Here is a 15,807-nt window from a genome sequence, read left to right as displayed (position 1 = left end):
ATATGAAAACTTGTTTTAGAGGAGGAAATCCTCCCTTAATTAAAAGAGAGGAAGATTTGGAGCGGGGGATTGATAGGTAAAGCTAAAACTTAAACTTAACAAAGTAATTAAGATTACTGAGTAAAGAAAAAAGCGCTTAGCCCAAAGTTGGTCGTTTTCGGCTTTAAATCCAATAATTGATAAGTAGAACCAATATGCGGTCAACGCATTAAAGGTAATTAAAAAGAATATATTGGTATAGCCAAAACAATATAACCCATTCAAAACAGCTGCAAATAACAGGATATATATTACACATTCAATTTTCGTGCGATAAATTGAACGCGCTACAGGCAAAATTGGAATTCCTGCATTTTTGTAATCATCAAAACGATAAATTGCAATTGCCCAAGAGTGAGGCATTTGCCATAAACCATATGCTAAAAACAAAAGCAGGGCTGCCACATCAAATTGATGAGTTACTGCTGTATAACCAATAACAGGAGGGCTCGCTCCGGAGATACTACCAATAACGGTTTGATGGATTGAGGTACGTTTAGTCCACAAGCTATAAAAACCGACATAGACAACAAAACCAATGACTGCAAATAAAAATGCGTAACCGTTTACACCAAACCATAAAATGCTAAAACCAATTAATCCAAGTACAAATGCATATACAAATGCAACAGTAGGAGAGATGGTTTTTTTAACAAGTGCACGGTTTTGTGTGCGCTGCATCTTTATATCAATATCTTGATCTATAACATTATTAACAACACAGCCAGAAGCAACAACTAACGTTGTTCCAATAAGGGTGAGTAATAATAATAAGATGTCTATAGAGCCTTGGGCGGCTAAGAAGAAGCCGCCCAAGGTGGTAATGAAATTACCGAAGAGAATTCCTGGTTTAGTCAGGAATAGATACTTTCTCAACATGACAATCAGTTTAGATCATCATATTGTAGTGAAGGTAATTCATAATCCACACAGAACCAATTAAAAGTACAGCGATACATAGAATTGTGTAGATAAATGCAATCATATTCCAACGTTGCTCAGATGATGTATTCATGTGTAAGAAGTACACAAGTTGTACAAGAACCTGAGCAACAGCAGTAATAGCAATTACTGTAACTAAAAGACCGCGGCTAAAACCACCTGCCATCACCATCCCGAATGGGATGATGGTAAGAATAACAGATAGAATAAAACCTACAGTGTATTGCTTAAAGTTACCGTGTGACGCACCAGCAGCATTATGCTCATGACTACTCATTAGAGAACTCCCAGTAAGTAAACGACGCTGAATACACAGATCCAAACGATGTCAAGGAAGTGCCAGAACAAGCTTAAACAAGCAAGACGACGTGTATTCGGTAAAGTCAAACCTTTAGTTTTGATTTGATACATCAATACTAACATCCACACTAAACCAGAAGTTACGTGGATACCGTGCGTACCAACCAAAGTAAAGAAAGACGACAAGAATGCACTATGAGTTGGACCGTGACCTTCTTCAACAAGGTGATGGAATTCATACAGCTCCATACCGATGAAGGTTGCACCAAAAAGGAATGTAATAAATAACCAAGTGATCACTTGATTTACATTCTTTTTATAAGATGCAAGTACAGCAAAACCAAATGTTACCGATGAAATCAATAAGGCAAATGTTTCAGTTAACACGTAGCTTAATGAGTTATGGAACAAGTCATATGCACTTGGAGTTCCTGCTGGAACATGACTGCTTAATACAGCGAACGCAATGAAGAGTGATCCGAAAAGAATCAAGTCACTCATCAAATATGTCCAGAAACCAAAAACGGTTAAGTCAGTATCATCATGTTCATGATGACCATCATGGCCGTGGTTGTCGTGATGAAGTACTTCAGCCATTTCCTTAGTCCTTCTTCAAGTGTTTTTCAAGTAAAGCATAGCGTTCGTTTTCAATACGCTCAACTTCAGCAGCTGGAACATAGTAATCAACATTCTTAGTGAATGAGCTTACGATCAAGCTAATAACAGCTGAAGCGAATGAAACAACAACGAGCCACCAAATATGCCAGATGAGTGCAAAGCCAAGAAGAGTAATGAACATTGCAATAACAAAACCAGCAGCACGATCAGTCGGCATGTGGATGTCTTCATATTTAGTATTACGTGCGTATGCTACACCATTTTCTTTGTCAGTCCAGAAACGGTCAACACCGCTTGCATCTGGTTCATGCGCAAAGTTATAGAATGGAGCAGGGGAAGAAGTTGCCCACTCAAGCGTACGAGCATCCCATGGATCGCCTGTAAGGTCCATGTTGTCTTTGCGTTGTAAGAAACCAACGATGATTTGCATTAAGAAACACGCAATACCAATAGCAACAAGAACAGCACCAAATAATGCAATCGCAAGGTATGGGTCCCATTCAGGGTTGTCATATGTATTCAAACGACGAGTCATACCCATGAAACCAAGGATATAAAGTGGCATGAATGCAAAATAGAAACCAAAGAACCAGAACCAGAACGCAGCTTTACCCCATGCTTCATTGAGCTTCCAACCAAACATTTTCGGCCAGTAGTAAATGATGCCGGCAAACATACCAAACACCACACCACCGATAATTACGTTATGGAAGTGAGCGATCAAGAATAATGAGTTGTGTACTAAGAAGTCCGCAGGTGGAACAGCCATAAGTACACCAGTTAAACCACCGATACCAAATGTTACAAGGAAGCCAAGCGTCCATAACATTGGAGTAGTAAAGGTGATGCGACCTTTATACATGGTGAATAACCAAGAGAAGATTTTCACACCAGTAGGAATCGCAATAACCATGGTCATGATACCGAAGAACGCGTTAACGTTCGCACCAGCACCCATGGTGAAGAAGTGGTGAAGCCATACAACGAACGCAAGAACTGTAATCGCGATAGTTGCATACACCATAGACTTGTAACCGAACAACGCTTTACGAGAGAAGGTTGCAACGATTTCTGAGTATAGACCAAATGCTGGTAATACCAAGATATATACTTCAGGGTGACCCCATGTCCAGATCAAGTTCACGTAAAGCATTGGGCTACCGCCAAGCTCATTTGTGAAGAAATGGAAGCCGAAGTAACGGTCTAGAGTAAGCATTGCAAGTGTACCTGTTAATACAGGGAATGATGCAATGATTAATACAGCCGTACAAAGTGAAGTCCACGTAAAAATAGGCATGTCCATTAATTTCATGCCAGGTGCGCGCATTTTAATGATGGTAACGAAGAAGTTAACACCAGATAAAAGCGTTCCTAGACCAGAAACCTGAAGTGCCCAGATATAGTAGTCAACACCTACACCAGGAGAATATTGAATGCCAGATAGAGGAGGGTAAGCCATCCAACCAGTCGCAGCAAATTCACCTAATACAAGTGAAAGCATCATTAAACCAGCAGCACCAGCGAATAACCAGAAGCTTAAAGAGTTTAATAATGGGAAAGCAACGTCACGAGCACCAATCTGTAAAGGTACAGAGATGTTCATCATACCTACAACGAGACCCATTGCTACGAAGAAGATCATAATTACACCGTGTGCGGTGAAGATCTGGTCGTAGTGGTCAGGATGTAAATAACCTTCGCCGCCGCCTTTAGCGAGGAAAAGTTGTAAACGCATCATGATCGCATCGGCGAAACCACGCAAAAGCATGACAACAGATACGATGATATACATGATACCAATTTTCTTATGGTCTACTGTAATAAACCACTCATTCCACAAATATCCCCATTTTTTGAAATAGGTGATACCGCCAAGCACTGCAATTGCACCAATTGCCATAAGGACCATGGTGACAAGTACGATTGGCTCTGTCGGGATAGAGTCCCAACCCAGTTTACCAAAAATCATATCCATGTCTTATTCCCCTTGAGCAGCGTGTTCAGCTGCAGCATGAGTGTCAGCTGTTGCATGTTCAGCAGAGTGGTCAACACCATGATAGTTACTCATATAATGGTTGATAACTGTTTCAAACAGTTTTGGTTCAACTGAAGAGTAATAAGTCACAGGGTGCGGCTTAGTCGGGAACGGTTTCATCGCTTCTGCTTTAGCAAGCGCTTCTTGATCACCAGCAGCTTTAGCACGATTTACTAAATGCTCGATTTGGTGCTTAGAACGATCGCCATCACGTAAGGTTGCCAATTCAGCTTGGTCAAGCGTAGCTTTTTGAATTGCTTCTGGATTAATGGTTGAACCATTACCAGCTTTAACAGCTGCTACCCATTCGTTGAATTGTTGCTCTGTAACGCTATGCGCTTTGAAACGCATTTGAGAGAAACCATAGCCTGAGTAGTTAGAAGAGAAACCACGATATACACCAGTTTCATTTGCTAACAAATGAAGGTGAGTTTGCATACCTGCCATTGCGTAAATCTGACCGCCTAACTGTGGAATGAAGAATGAGTTCATTGTGAAGTTAGAAGTGATTTTGAAGCTTAACGGAGTTTTTTCTGGGAAACGTACTTCGTTAACAGTCGCAATGTTTTGTTCAGGATAAATAAAAATCCACTTAAACTGTTCAGCAATAACCTGAATAGTTAAAGGCGCTTTATCTGATTCTAAAGGACGGTATGGGTCATACTTGTGGGAACCCCACCAAGTTAACCAAGCTAAAATACCAATAATAATGACAGGGATACCCCATACTACAACTTCAATTGCAGTTGAGTGTGCCCATGTAGGTTTATAGTCTGCATCTTTATTTGACGCACGATATTTCCAACCAAACCATAATGCCATGATGATTGAAGGAATCACCACAAGTAACATTAAATAGATCGCAGTCATCATAAGGTCACTTTGACCTTGACCAACTGGACCTTTAGAGTTTAGAAGTACCATATCACCACCACACCCAGTCAAAAGTGCGGCAAGCGTTGATAAAGACAATACAGCTAAAATCGTTTGTCTCATTTTACAACCTCGGTGAAGAGTCCCATTCCCTAATTAAATATGGGATAGCGATTAAAGTGTCGCATGATTGAGAATGCTAGTCTTAAAAATTTAGACTTCTCAATGATGCGACACCGCTACGTTGTAGGGCATTATGCCTCATATCGACAAACTAAGCTACACATAAAGCAGCTTGAAATAATTGTTTTAAAACCCGATTTTTTTTGTAGGGTATCGAATCTTGATAGAGCTTTTATTTAAATATCAATTCTCTATAGAAAAAAGGAGGTGGGGTTCCTCCTTTTTTTTAGACTTTAAATGAATGAGTCATTCACACTCATTTGATCACTTTTGTTCTTGCAATTTTGTCATGTAGAGCCTGTCGTTTTTGGCCCAATGCAAAAGCATAGTCAATAATTGTGCTAATAGGCATAAACAGTAAGTTTAATATAATGAAAACAATACTTCTGAGTAAGAACACACGCGTTAAATTAACTTTACCATTAGTTTCAGCATCGACAATCTTAATTCCGACAATTTTCTTGCCAATACTTTGACCAAATTTAGTTAAAAGAAAAGCTTGGATAGCGAGCATGATGACGACATAAACTAACATTGTATGCCATGCTTCAATCGGAATAAGCGTAAAAAGCTGTTGTTGAAGTTCTGCTGCTTTAGTTGAGGCAACTTCTGCAGATTGCATCTGTTTTTGTAACTCAAAAAGTTGCTTATATTGAGCTTCGTTAAAGAAGAAAGAGGGAATGGCTGCAATAGGTAACCAAAGTAATAAGTCAATAATTTTTGCAAGAGCACGAGATGAAATTGAAGCAAGTTCATGTGCTTTAGTTTCTACACGGATGTGCTGAATTGTCTCATTATGAGTCGTATTTGTATTTGCTGAAAAAGCAGAATAACCCGTAGGTTGATATACAAGTTTACCTTGGGTTAATTCTCCTAAAGCTTTCCACTCTGTCATGCCTTCATGCCAAGCTAAATCAGTGAGTAAAACCTGTTGGCTTGCCAACATCTGATTTAGTTGTTCTAAGGTATAAGGCCCAGCTTGTTGATTATTACGTGCCAAGTAAATTTGCATAAGTAAAAATTCTCTATTCTAAAGATGAAAAAAGACCCACGGATGGGTCTTTTTCTATAACAAATTAGATTTGCTTGATTTTTTCTTCAGCAAGGAAGAACCATGTATCTAAAACTGAGTCCGGGTTAAGAGACACTGACTCAATACCTTGTTCCATTAACCATTTTGCAAGGTCAGGGTGATCAGATGGTCCTTGACCACAGATACCTACATATTTGCCAGCTTTACGACAAGCATGAATTGCCATAGAAAGAAGTGCTTTAACAGCAGCATCACGTTCGTCAAATAAGTGAGAAACAATACCTGAGTCACGGTCTAGACCAAGTGTTAATTGAGTCAAGTCGTTAGAACCGATAGAGAAACCATCAAAGTGTTCAAGGAATTGTTCAGCTAACAATGCGTTAGTTGGTAATTCACACATCATGATTACTTTTAAGCCGTTCTCACCACGTTTCAAGCCATTTTGAGCAAGTAGCTCAATTACACGTTTCGCTTCAGATACTGTACGCACGAATGGAATCATGATTTGGATATTGGTTAGACCCATTTCATCACGAACTTTTTTAAGTGCACGGCATTCGAGTTCAAAACAGTCACGGAAGTTATCTGAAACATAACGGCTTGCACCACGGAAGCCAAGCATTGGGTTTTCTTCTTCCGGTTCGTATAACTTACCACCAATAAGGTTTGCGTACTCATTTGACTTAAAGTCAGACATACGAACGATTACTGGTTTGTCAGCAAACGCTGCAGCAAGTGTTGCAATACCTTCAACTAGTTTTTCAACATAGAATTCTACAGGTGATGCATAGCCAGCTGTGCGTGTCATTACAGCAGCACGAGTTTCACGAGGTAAGCTTTCAATATTAAGAAGCGCTTTAGGGTGAACACCGATCATGCGGTTAATAATGAATTCTAAACGAGCAAGACCAATACCTTCGTTTGGAATTTGAGCAAAGTCAAAAGCACGGTCAGGGTTACCTACGTTCATCATGATTTTGAATGAAAGTTTAGGCATAGACTCAACAGAGTTACGTTGAACTTCAAAATCTAATGCACCTTCGTAGATGAAACCAGTGTCACCCTCAGCGCAAGAAACAGTAACTTCTTGGCCGTCAGTCAATACTTCAGTTGCGTTACCACAACCTACGATTGCCGGTACGCCAAGTTCACGAGCAATAATTGCCGCGTGACACGTACGACCACCACGGTTAGTGATAATCGCGGCAGCACGTTTCATTACTGGTTCCCAATCTGGATCAGTCATGTCAGATACAAGTACGTCACCGTCTTGTACTTTATCCATTTCTTTAATTGAGCTAACAATACGAACTTTACCAGAACCGATACGTTGACCAATTGAACGACCTTCACAAAGAACAGTACCTCTTTGTTTGAGTAGGTAGCGCTCCATTGTGCCGACATTTTGACGGCTCTTAACGGTTTCAGGACGAGCTTGGACAATATAGATTTGACCATCGTCACCATCTTTTGCCCATTCAATATCCATTGGTGCACCGTAGTGCTGCTCAATAATAAGCGCTTGTTTTGCTAATTCTTGTAATTCGTGATCATTTAATGCGAATTGTTGACGCTCTTGTTTTTCAACATCAACAACAACAACTGATTTGCCAGCTGAACCTTCTTCACCATAAATCATTTTTTGGTGCTTAGAGCCTAAGTTACGGCGTAATACCGCATGTTTGCCAGCATTTAATAATGGTTTAGAGAGGTAAAATTCGTCAGGGTTAACTGCACCTTGTACAACCATTTCACCTAAGCCATAAGATGCAGTAATAAATACAACATCACGGAAACCAGACTCAGTATCGAGTGTAAACATTACACCCGCAGCGCCAGTTTCAGAACGAACCATACGCTGAACGCCCGCAGATAATGCGACAACATCATGATCGAAGCCTTGGTGTACACGGTAAGAAATAGCACGGTCATTATATAAAGAAGCAAATACTTCTTTGATGGCGATAAGTACGTTATCAATACCACGAATATTCAAGAAAGTTTCTTGTTGACCTGCGAAAGATGCATCTGGTAAATCTTCAGCAGTTGCAGATGAACGAACGGCAACCGCGATATCAGGGTTGCCGTTAGAGAGTTCTGTAAAAGCGGCGCGAATTTCTTGTTCTAAGGTTGCAGTGAGTGGAGTCTCTACAATCCATTGACGAATTTTAGCGCCTGTTTCTGCAAGTGCATTTACATCATCGACGTTAAGTTGTGCAAGTTCTGCTTGAATTCGAGCGTTAAGACCGCTTTGGTCTAAGAACTCACGATAGGCCTCAGCAGTTGTTGCAAAACCACCAGGTACCGATACACCAGCATTTGATAAATGGCTGATCATTTCACCCAAAGATGAGTTTTTCCCACCTACGAGTTCGACATCGTGTTTCCCTAATTTTTCTAGACCGATTACGCGCGCTTCCAAAGTTTTCACTCCACTTTTGCAGTATTAATGTCTATCTTGGCATGAAATTAAAAAAATAAAGTGCTTAGTTGAGAATTTTACTAAGCGACAGTCATGTAAGATCAGTTTACTATAAAGATTATATAGCACTAAGACAAATGTTTAAGGAGAATTTTAATGTCAGAAAGTAAACAGTATAAGCGGAGTGTTTTTTTTATTTCTGATGGAACTGCAATTACTGCCGAGACTCTTGGACATTCGTTATTAGCACAATTCCCTAATGTAGATTTTGACATTCACATCATGCCTTATATCACAACTGAAGAGGCAGCAATGGCTATTGTGGTTGAGATTAATAAATGTCAAACCCGTGATGGATGCTTACCATTAGTATTTGATACTTTAGTTGATCCGCATGTCCGTGAAATTATTAATACTGCAAAAGCGGTTAATTTAGATGTATTTGAAGGACTAATCAGTAAACTTGAGCAGGAGCTTGGAACGCCGCCAACAACATTAGTTGGGCAAACACATGCAGTTACTGATTCTGAGTATTATAAAGCACGTATTGATGCAGTGCATTTCGCACTTGATAACGACGATGGGGCGCGTACCCGTCATTACGATAAAGCAGATTTGATTTTAATTGGTGTGTCTCGCTCAGGTAAGACCCCAACTTCTATTTATCTTTCACTACAGTTTGGTATTCGTGTAGCTAACTATCCTTTGACAGAAGAAGATTTGGACGATAACCGTCTACCAGCAGTATTAAGAGAGCATCGTAGCAAATTGTTTGGTTTAATGATTGATGCAGAACGGTTGGTTGCTATTCGAAGCGAGCGCAAAGCAAATAGCCGATATGCAAGTTTTAGTCAGTGTCAAATGGAATTAAGAGCGATTGAAGGTATTTATATTTCAGAAGGTATTAAATATTTAAATGTCACTGAAATGTCAATTGAAGAAATCTCTACTCGTATTTTACAAATGACTGGTTTAAAACGACGTATCGGTTAATTAAATCAATTGTTTATTTTGGCCATTCAATTTGAATACTATTAATGTAATCGGATTGAATGGTTTTAAATTTATATACATATTAAAAATAAAAGTTTTAAATATAAAACGTCAAGTTAATGAATCGTTTCTGATTAGTTATCAGCGAGTAAACTCTTACACTACAGTTTGTGAGTTAAAATAAGTTTTTTGAAAAGAAATGTATACAAACTAATAATCTATATTTTTATAAACATTTGTTTTTAGTTATTTTTTTAAAATACAAATACTTTTTTTATTCATATTTTACATTTGTTGTAAATATCATGCGCATTTTGATTATTGTGATGAAGTTCACATTTTTAACTATAATTTCCCATCTCGATATGGGACTATCCGATTATCAAAATGCTAAAAAAATGTGTTTTTTCATTGGTATATCTCTTGCCAATTCAATTGTACGCCGCTCAAGTGGATGTCTTGCGTGAGCAGGCTATTCAAGATTATAGAGCAGGGCAAACCCAACACGCTGTTTATCAGCTAGATCAATTGTTAAAACAGTATCCACATGATCAAAAATTGTTAGCTGATTATTTAATTGTTATGTCTAATGAAAAAAAGGATCTAACTAAATTTACAGATTTATTGGTAAATATTAATTATGTGAATTTTCCGGAATATCCAAAGCTACCTTTAATTCAAAATTTTCGAGATTTTAAACATTTTAAAATAGCGATTGAATGGGCAAATAAGCTTAATATTCAAAAAACGATTGATGGGCGCATTTTATTATCTGTTTTATATGCTGAATCGCAAGAAACAGGGAATGCTAAGACTCTGTTATCTAAAATCAATATTAAAAATTTAAATGCTGATCAATTGGTACGTATTGCATATGCTTACCGTCTAATTAATTTGCCTGTAGATGCTTTAGCTACAATTGAGCATGCTTATCAGCAACAACCTAAGTCTTCATCCGTTTTACAAGAATATGTCTACGACTTGATTGCTATTGGTGCATATCAAAAAGCTCAGCAATTACTTCAAACAAGCGAGAAAAATCAGCAAACTGCGCAATTACAGCAAACTTTACAAGTGAGTGAATTTTCTCAGCAGGTCAATAATGCAATTACCCGTTATAAATATTTAAATCGTCAAGGCTTATCAGATACAGAAAGTTTTGCTGAATTAGATAGCGTGTTAGAAAAAGGGCAAAAGTTACAACAGCAAATAAAACCAGAAGATCCTAACTATTTAAGGTTTCACTACGATTATTTATATGCATTAGATTTCAGAGGACGAGCGAAAGCAGTTTTAGATAATTTTACTCAATTAAATATTCCGCTTGAGAAATTACCTGCATATGTACGTCATGCAATTGCTGATAGTTATTTAGCTGAGCAAAAGCCAAAGCAAGCTGAACTTGTTTATAAGACACTTTTAACCGAAAAAAATTATCCGGATATGATCGTCTATAGCGGGTTGTATTATTCTTATATTGAACAAGAAAAATATAAGGAAGCTGAACAGCTTTTGGCAAAAGTTGATCACCTTATTCCGACTTATAAATATAGTCAGGCAAAAGGTGTAGATAAAACGAGCCATCCTGACCGAGACGATTATATTGCTTTAAAAGGGATACATTTAGCTTATGCCAATCATTTAGATCAAGCTGAAAAACACTTTCAAAAAACAGTAGAGCAGGCACCTGCAAATGAGAGTTTGATTAATAACCTTGCCCGTGTGGAGCGGTGGAGGGAAAAGCCTCTAGAAGCAAAAAAAACAATTTCTCGTTTAAATGGTATAGATCCGATTGCTAAAGATACTCGCATTAATGAAATGCAAAATGCTCAGGCTTTAGGTGATATTCAGACATGGCGTAAAACAACGCAAAACCTAGTGCATTTTTATCCTGATGATAGTGGCGTCATTAAAAGCCGTAAAGAGTTGGATGATCGTAATAGAGCTACGATTTCACACTCAACGACTTGGGGCCAAAGTAAAGCTAATAACAGCGATTCTGTAAGTGGACAAAACGGTTTAAAAGACCGTGAGATGGAAACTCGCCTTAATAGTCCGTGGATAAAAGAGAATTATCGTTTATTCGCTTGGCATCAAGATCGTTATGGCGAATACAATTTTGGCGACGTGCATAACCAGCGCTATGGTGTTGGGGCCGAATGGCAAGCCAATCGTAAGGCATTGTCGGCGATCTTGTCGCAAAGTACAGATGGCGGACAAGCTGGTGTTCGTCTTGATTGGTCACAGTGGCTAAATGATCACTGGCAGTATCAATTGCAATATAACAGTCAGGCTGACATTCCTCTACAAGCGATTGATGCAGGAGAAGACGGTCAATCTTATAGAGCTGCGTTGACGTGGCAAAAGGATGAATCTCGTCAAATTGGCGCAAGTTACGGTTTGACTGATATTAGTGATGGCAATAAACAACAAGAATTTTCAACTTTTTGGCGCGAAAGACTATTTGCAGCGCCGCATCACATTACTTATGGCACTGTCCGTGGTTTTTTCGGCAGTAATAGCCAAGATCAAACCGCTTATTTTAGCCCAAGTTCGCATTACAGCGCCGAGTTGAATTTAAGTCATGACTGGGTGACTTGGCGTGAATATGAACGTTCATTTAAACAGCATTTCGAGGCTGGGGTGGGTCTTTATAAACAAGCCGATTATTCCACTAAGCCAACCTATTCTTTGCAGTATCAACATCAATGGCAGCTATCACGTACATGGCAACTCAATTATGGAATTGGCTGGCAATACCATCCTTACGATGGACATGCTGAACAGCATACCTATGGTATTTTCGGATTTGAAGGGCGTTTTTAATGAATAATTTATTTTCGAAAATGTTGGGCTGTGCTTTGGCCTCGACATTGTTACCTCTGCAATTTGCATATGCCCAGATAGAAAAAGATTTACCAAAAAATCATGTGGTTTCTTTAACTTTTCATGACGTCAGAGATGATGTTTTAAAAGAGGGCGATCGGGATATTTATGCAATTCAAACTAAAAATTTAGCGCAGTTCTTTGACTGGCTCAGTCAATCTGAGTGGAAGCCAATACGCTTAAAAGATATTGAAGAGGCTCGTAAGCAAGGCAAAGAGCTACCTCATAATGCCATTTTGTTAACCTTTGATGATGGTGCTTTAAGTAGCTACAGTCGTATATTTCCACTGCTTAAGCAATATCAGATTCCGGCAGTTTTTGCACTCCCAACCAGTTGGCTAAATGGTAATACAAAAGCTGGCTATGAAGCCTATGGACAAGGGAACTTGGTCAATTGGAAGCAAGTACGAGAAATGCAGGCTTCTGGCTTAGCTGAGTTCGCAAGCCATAGTGATGATTTGCATCATGGTGTGCTTGCTAACCCTCAAGGGAATGAACAACCCGCAGCAACTTCTTATATGTATTTAAAATCACAGGCACGTTACGAAACCGACGCGGAATATCAACAACGTATTTTGAAAGATTTAAAAAAATCTCATGATGTCTTAAAAAAAGAATTGGGTGTAGAGCCGAAAGCGATTGTATGGCCGTATGGTGCGGTAAATCAGCAGTTAGAAAAACTAGCTCAACAAGCAGGGTTTACTTTTTCCTTTAGTTTAGGGCGTGATGGGGTGAACCAAATTAATGACGTTACCTTCAAACGCAGTCTTATGGTGGATAACTCTACAGCTGAGCAGCTATCGGAGACGTTGCTTAATATTTTGAACTCTGCAGAGAAGGATTTATATAAGCAGCCAAAACATTTTGTGAGTATGGATTTAAAGCAATTAGCTGCCTCGACCAATAGTCAGTCAGATGAAAAATTAGGGGTATTGTTATCAAAACTTTATAGCTTAAAAAACAATACGCTGATATTGAAGCCTTTAGATGACCAAGATGGAGATGGACAATATGACGTTGCTTATTTCCCAACAGCTCAAATGCCAGTTAAGCAAGATATTTTGAACCGTGGTTTATGGCAGGCACAAACTCGTGCAGGTCAGTCGGTTATTTTAGAACTACCTATTTATCCTCAAAAAAATAAACCGTTTTTGGTAGCAGATTTAGCTAAAGATGTTGCGCGTTTTAATAGCAATTTAAGTGGTATTCAACTTAATGCCGGAACTGCTTTAAATTGTGCAATGCAAAACATAACGCTGAACGAAAGCAACTGTGTTGAACAAGTGAAGCAATTGTCACAACTGATTCAACTGACTCAAAAAGCTGCAAAGCCTTATTTGAATATGAGTAATCAGGCACAGTTTAGTTTGTTGCTTACACCTGACTTAGAGCATATTGAACACTTACCAGCGCTTTTAAAATCACTCTTAACCCAGAATGATTTAGTGAACCTAAAATTTAATATGGTGGGCAAGCAAAAACAATTTAAACAAGCCTTAAGGCTTTTAAACACGCTTGATGCGAAATACAAGCAACGAATTATGCTGACATTAACATTGCCAGAAAATGACCAGAAAAATGCTTGGCAAGAAGTGAAACAAGGTCTTTTTGATATTCAACGTATAGGTATTCAGAAATTTGGTGTTGATGGCTATAGCCCTAAAAACTCAAAAAGTGTTCACGAATATTTATATAACCCAATGAGCTTAAATTCCAGTTCTGTGATGTATCAGCCCTTTGCAGGTCTAGCGAATGAGGGGAAAAAGTAATGAGAGTATTACTCGATATTCTATTTGCTTTTGCCTTTTTATATCCGCTACTTATGGCGTGGACATGGATGGTAGGTGGTCTCTGGTTTTTCTTTAAACGGGAATACCATGAACAGCAATTACCTGAGCCTTCAAATGAAGGTTGCAGCATTATTATTCCTTGTTTTAATGAAGAAGCTCAAGTGCGGCAAACCATTCGTTATGCCTTGCAAACAAAATATCCAAATTTTGAAGTGATTGCTGTAAATGATGGTAGTAGTGACAGAACAGCAAAGATTCTTGATGAGTTAGCAACACAAGATACTCGTCTGAGAGTCGTGCACTTAGCAGAAAACCAAGGTAAGGCAGTTGCTTTAAGATCGGGAGTATTAGTCAGTAAATACGAATATTTAGTTTGTATTGATGGAGATGCTTTATTACATCCTCATGCTGTACTTTGGCTCATGCAGCCGTTTTTAAAATTTCCACGCATTGGGGCTGTCACTGGTAACCCAAGAATTTTAAATCGCTCAAGTATTTTAGGGAAATTACAGGTTGGGGAGTTCTCTTCAATTATTGGATTAATTAAGCGAGCACAGCGCACGTATGGACGTATTTTTACAGTATCAGGAGTAATTGTAGCGTTTAGAAAAACAGCCCTAGCTCGGGTCGGTTTTTGGTCTGACGACAAAATTACCGAAGATATTGATATCTCTTGGAAGCTTCAGATGGACCATTGGGATATTCAATATATTCCTCAAGCACTTTGTTATATCTACATGCCTGAAACTTTTAAAGGTCTTTGGAAACAGCGTTTGCGTTGGGCACAAGGTGGGGTAGAAGTCTTATTGGAATATATTCCAAAAATGCTCAAAGTCCGCTTGCGCCGTATGTGGCCAGTCATGCTTGAAGCTTTAGTCAGTATTGTTTGGTCATATGTGATGATCTTTATTTTCTTACTTTTCTTGATTGGTCTATTTATTGAATTGCCTCAGCAGTGGCAGATCAATTCTCTAATGCCACAGTGGTATGGCGTGATATTGGGTGGAACATGTCTCATCCAATTTTTAGTCAGTTTATGGATCGATCATCGTTATGACCGTGGGCGTCTTTTTAGAAATTACTTTTGGGTAATTTGGTATCCATTATTTTTCTGGCTACTAACGCTATTTACCAGCGTGGTTGCGGTACCTAAAACTATATTTAACACAAAAAAACGTGCCCGCTGGGTTAGTCCTGACCGAGGCTTTCGAGGAGATAACTCATGAAAAATAAAGAAAATAATGATATAGAGGTTTTAGATATACCTGAATATATTGATCAGCCTGAATATGTAAAAAATAAGACCGCGAACTATACTTTGCAAACAATAGGTTGGTTTTGTTTAATGTGGCTGCTTTTTCCACTGGTTTCTTTATTTTTGTGGTTTTTTGAAGGACATCTTATTTATGACTATGTGTGGGTAGATCATATTTCGGAAGTCAAAACTTTACTGCATTTACTTCTTTTAATTTGCTTAAGTGCTTTGGTTCTAATTTTATGGGCAAGTTATAACTGGCTTAGATTTCATGGTGATGATCGACGTAGTAAAGCGCCAAATAGTTCTGATGATTTATTGGCTTTTAAATTTACAGTAAGTACCGCGTCATTATCAGAATTGCAAAAAGCTCAACGTGTCATTCTGCATTATGATGAGCATGGGCATTTGCAAAAATATGATTTGAACTGAATGAAA

At 38.6% G+C, this 15,807-nt stretch carries 12 protein-coding genes; 5 read left to right on the top strand and 7 right to left on the bottom strand.

Annotation, left to right across the window (positions count from 1 at the left end):
* Nucleotides 1-39 precede the first annotated feature (39 nt).
* The 7 genes from cyoE to ppsA all read right to left on the bottom strand — a co-directional run bounded on the left by cyoE (nt 40) and on the right by ppsA (nt 8,454).
* On the bottom strand, nt 40-918 hold the full coding sequence (cyoE, locus tag ABFY81_RS07350) for a heme o synthase (RefSeq protein ID WP_347913463.1): 879 nt from the start codon (nt 916-918) through the stop codon (nt 40-42).
* 10 nt (nt 919-928) lie between these two features.
* Nucleotides 929-1,258 carry a cytochrome o ubiquinol oxidase subunit IV gene (locus ABFY81_RS07345; RefSeq protein WP_000094534.1) on the bottom strand — a complete coding sequence of 110 codons (330 nt, stop codon included), beginning with the start codon at nt 1,256-1,258 and terminating at the stop codon, nt 929-931.
* Nucleotides 1,258-1,878 (bottom strand): cytochrome o ubiquinol oxidase subunit III, encoded by a 621-nt coding sequence (gene cyoC, locus ABFY81_RS07340; protein WP_019458344.1) that lies wholly within the window; start codon nt 1,876-1,878, stop codon nt 1,258-1,260. The genes ABFY81_RS07345 and cyoC overlap by 1 nt, the downstream gene beginning before the upstream one ends.
* A gap of 4 nt (nt 1,879-1,882) precedes the next feature.
* Nucleotides 1,883-3,874 carry a cytochrome o ubiquinol oxidase subunit I gene (gene cyoB / locus ABFY81_RS07335; RefSeq protein WP_039251505.1) on the bottom strand — a complete coding sequence of 664 codons (1,992 nt, stop codon included), beginning with the start codon at nt 3,872-3,874 and terminating at the stop codon, nt 1,883-1,885.
* Between the two features lie 3 nt (nt 3,875-3,877).
* Nucleotides 3,878-4,930 carry a ubiquinol oxidase subunit II gene (cyoA, locus tag ABFY81_RS07330; RefSeq protein WP_311087361.1) on the bottom strand — a complete coding sequence of 351 codons (1,053 nt, stop codon included), beginning with the start codon at nt 4,928-4,930 and terminating at the stop codon, nt 3,878-3,880.
* Between the two features lie 316 nt (nt 4,931-5,246).
* Nucleotides 5,247-6,002 carry an RDD family protein gene (locus ABFY81_RS07325; protein ID WP_019458342.1) on the bottom strand — a complete coding sequence of 252 codons (756 nt, stop codon included), beginning with the start codon at nt 6,000-6,002 and terminating at the stop codon, nt 5,247-5,249.
* 64 nt (nt 6,003-6,066) lie between these two features.
* Nucleotides 6,067-8,454, bottom strand: a complete 2,388-nt coding sequence (gene ppsA, locus ABFY81_RS07320; protein ID WP_171057798.1) for a phosphoenolpyruvate synthase — start codon at nt 8,452-8,454, stop codon at nt 6,067-6,069.
* Between the two features lie 147 nt (nt 8,455-8,601).
* Here ppsA and ABFY81_RS07315 point away from each other — a divergent pair, with 147 nt between their 5' ends.
* The 5 genes from ABFY81_RS07315 (at nt 8,602) to pgaD (ending at nt 15,801) form a co-directional block, all read left to right on the top strand.
* Nucleotides 8,602-9,438, top strand: coding sequence for a pyruvate, water dikinase regulatory protein (locus tag ABFY81_RS07315; RefSeq protein ID WP_004700844.1), 837 nt, complete (start codon nt 8,602-8,604; stop codon nt 9,436-9,438).
* Between the two features lie 387 nt (nt 9,439-9,825).
* Nucleotides 9,826-12,264, top strand: a complete 2,439-nt coding sequence (pgaA, locus tag ABFY81_RS07310) for a poly-beta-1,6 N-acetyl-D-glucosamine export porin PgaA (protein WP_347913462.1) — start codon at nt 9,826-9,828, stop codon at nt 12,262-12,264.
* Complete coding sequence (gene pgaB, locus ABFY81_RS07305) at nt 12,264-14,093, top strand: poly-beta-1,6-N-acetyl-D-glucosamine N-deacetylase PgaB (protein WP_347913461.1); 1,830 nt, start codon at nt 12,264-12,266, stop codon at nt 14,091-14,093. The genes pgaA and pgaB overlap by 1 nt, the downstream gene beginning before the upstream one ends.
* The gene (gene pgaC, locus ABFY81_RS07300; RefSeq protein ID WP_004700851.1) at nt 14,093-15,340 is read left to right on the top strand and encodes a poly-beta-1,6-N-acetyl-D-glucosamine synthase; all 1,248 of its coding nucleotides are present in this window, start codon (nt 14,093-14,095) and stop codon (nt 15,338-15,340) included. The genes pgaB and pgaC overlap by 1 nt, the downstream gene beginning before the upstream one ends.
* The gene (gene pgaD / locus ABFY81_RS07295) at nt 15,337-15,801 is read left to right on the top strand and encodes a poly-beta-1,6-N-acetyl-D-glucosamine biosynthesis protein PgaD (protein WP_077164902.1); all 465 of its coding nucleotides are present in this window, start codon (nt 15,337-15,339) and stop codon (nt 15,799-15,801) included. Before pgaC ends, pgaD begins: the two co-directional genes overlap by 4 nt.
* The last annotated feature ends 6 nt before the right edge of the window (nt 15,802-15,807 follow it).

The sequence above is a fragment of the Acinetobacter sp. WA-87 genome (assembly GCF_039938935.1).
GTDB lineage: Bacteria > Pseudomonadota > Gammaproteobacteria > Pseudomonadales > Moraxellaceae > Acinetobacter > Acinetobacter seifertii.
The sequence above is the reverse complement of the archived record's forward strand: the minus strand, read 5'-3'. Positions and strand labels throughout refer to the sequence as shown.

What these genes read in the sequence shown, in the direction of transcription:
- cyoE (WP_347913463.1), bottom strand. Translation starts at nt 918, where the DNA reads ATGTTGAGAAAGTATCTATTCCTGACTAAACCAGGAATTCTCTTCGGT.
- ABFY81_RS07345 (WP_000094534.1), bottom strand. Translation starts at nt 1,258, where the DNA reads ATGAGTAGTCATGAGCATAATGCTGCTGGTGCGTCACACGGTAACTTT.
- cyoC (WP_019458344.1), bottom strand. Translation starts at nt 1,878, where the DNA reads ATGGCTGAAGTACTTCATCACGACAACCACGGCCATGATGGTCATCAT.
- cyoB (WP_039251505.1), bottom strand. Translation starts at nt 3,874, where the DNA reads ATGGATATGATTTTTGGTAAACTGGGTTGGGACTCTATCCCGACAGAG.
- cyoA (WP_311087361.1), bottom strand. Translation starts at nt 4,930, where the DNA reads ATGAGACAAACGATTTTAGCTGTATTGTCTTTATCAACGCTTGCCGCA.
- ABFY81_RS07325 (WP_019458342.1), bottom strand. Translation starts at nt 6,002, where the DNA reads ATGCAAATTTACTTGGCACGTAATAATCAACAAGCTGGGCCTTATACC.
- ABFY81_RS07315 (WP_004700844.1), top strand. Translation starts at nt 8,602, where the DNA reads ATGTCAGAAAGTAAACAGTATAAGCGGAGTGTTTTTTTTATTTCTGAT.
- pgaA (WP_347913462.1), top strand. Translation starts at nt 9,826, where the DNA reads ATGCTAAAAAAATGTGTTTTTTCATTGGTATATCTCTTGCCAATTCAA.
- pgaB (WP_347913461.1), top strand. Translation starts at nt 12,264, where the DNA reads ATGAATAATTTATTTTCGAAAATGTTGGGCTGTGCTTTGGCCTCGACA.
- pgaC (WP_004700851.1), top strand. Translation starts at nt 14,093, where the DNA reads ATGAGAGTATTACTCGATATTCTATTTGCTTTTGCCTTTTTATATCCG.
- pgaD (WP_077164902.1), top strand. Translation starts at nt 15,337, where the DNA reads ATGAAAAATAAAGAAAATAATGATATAGAGGTTTTAGATATACCTGAA.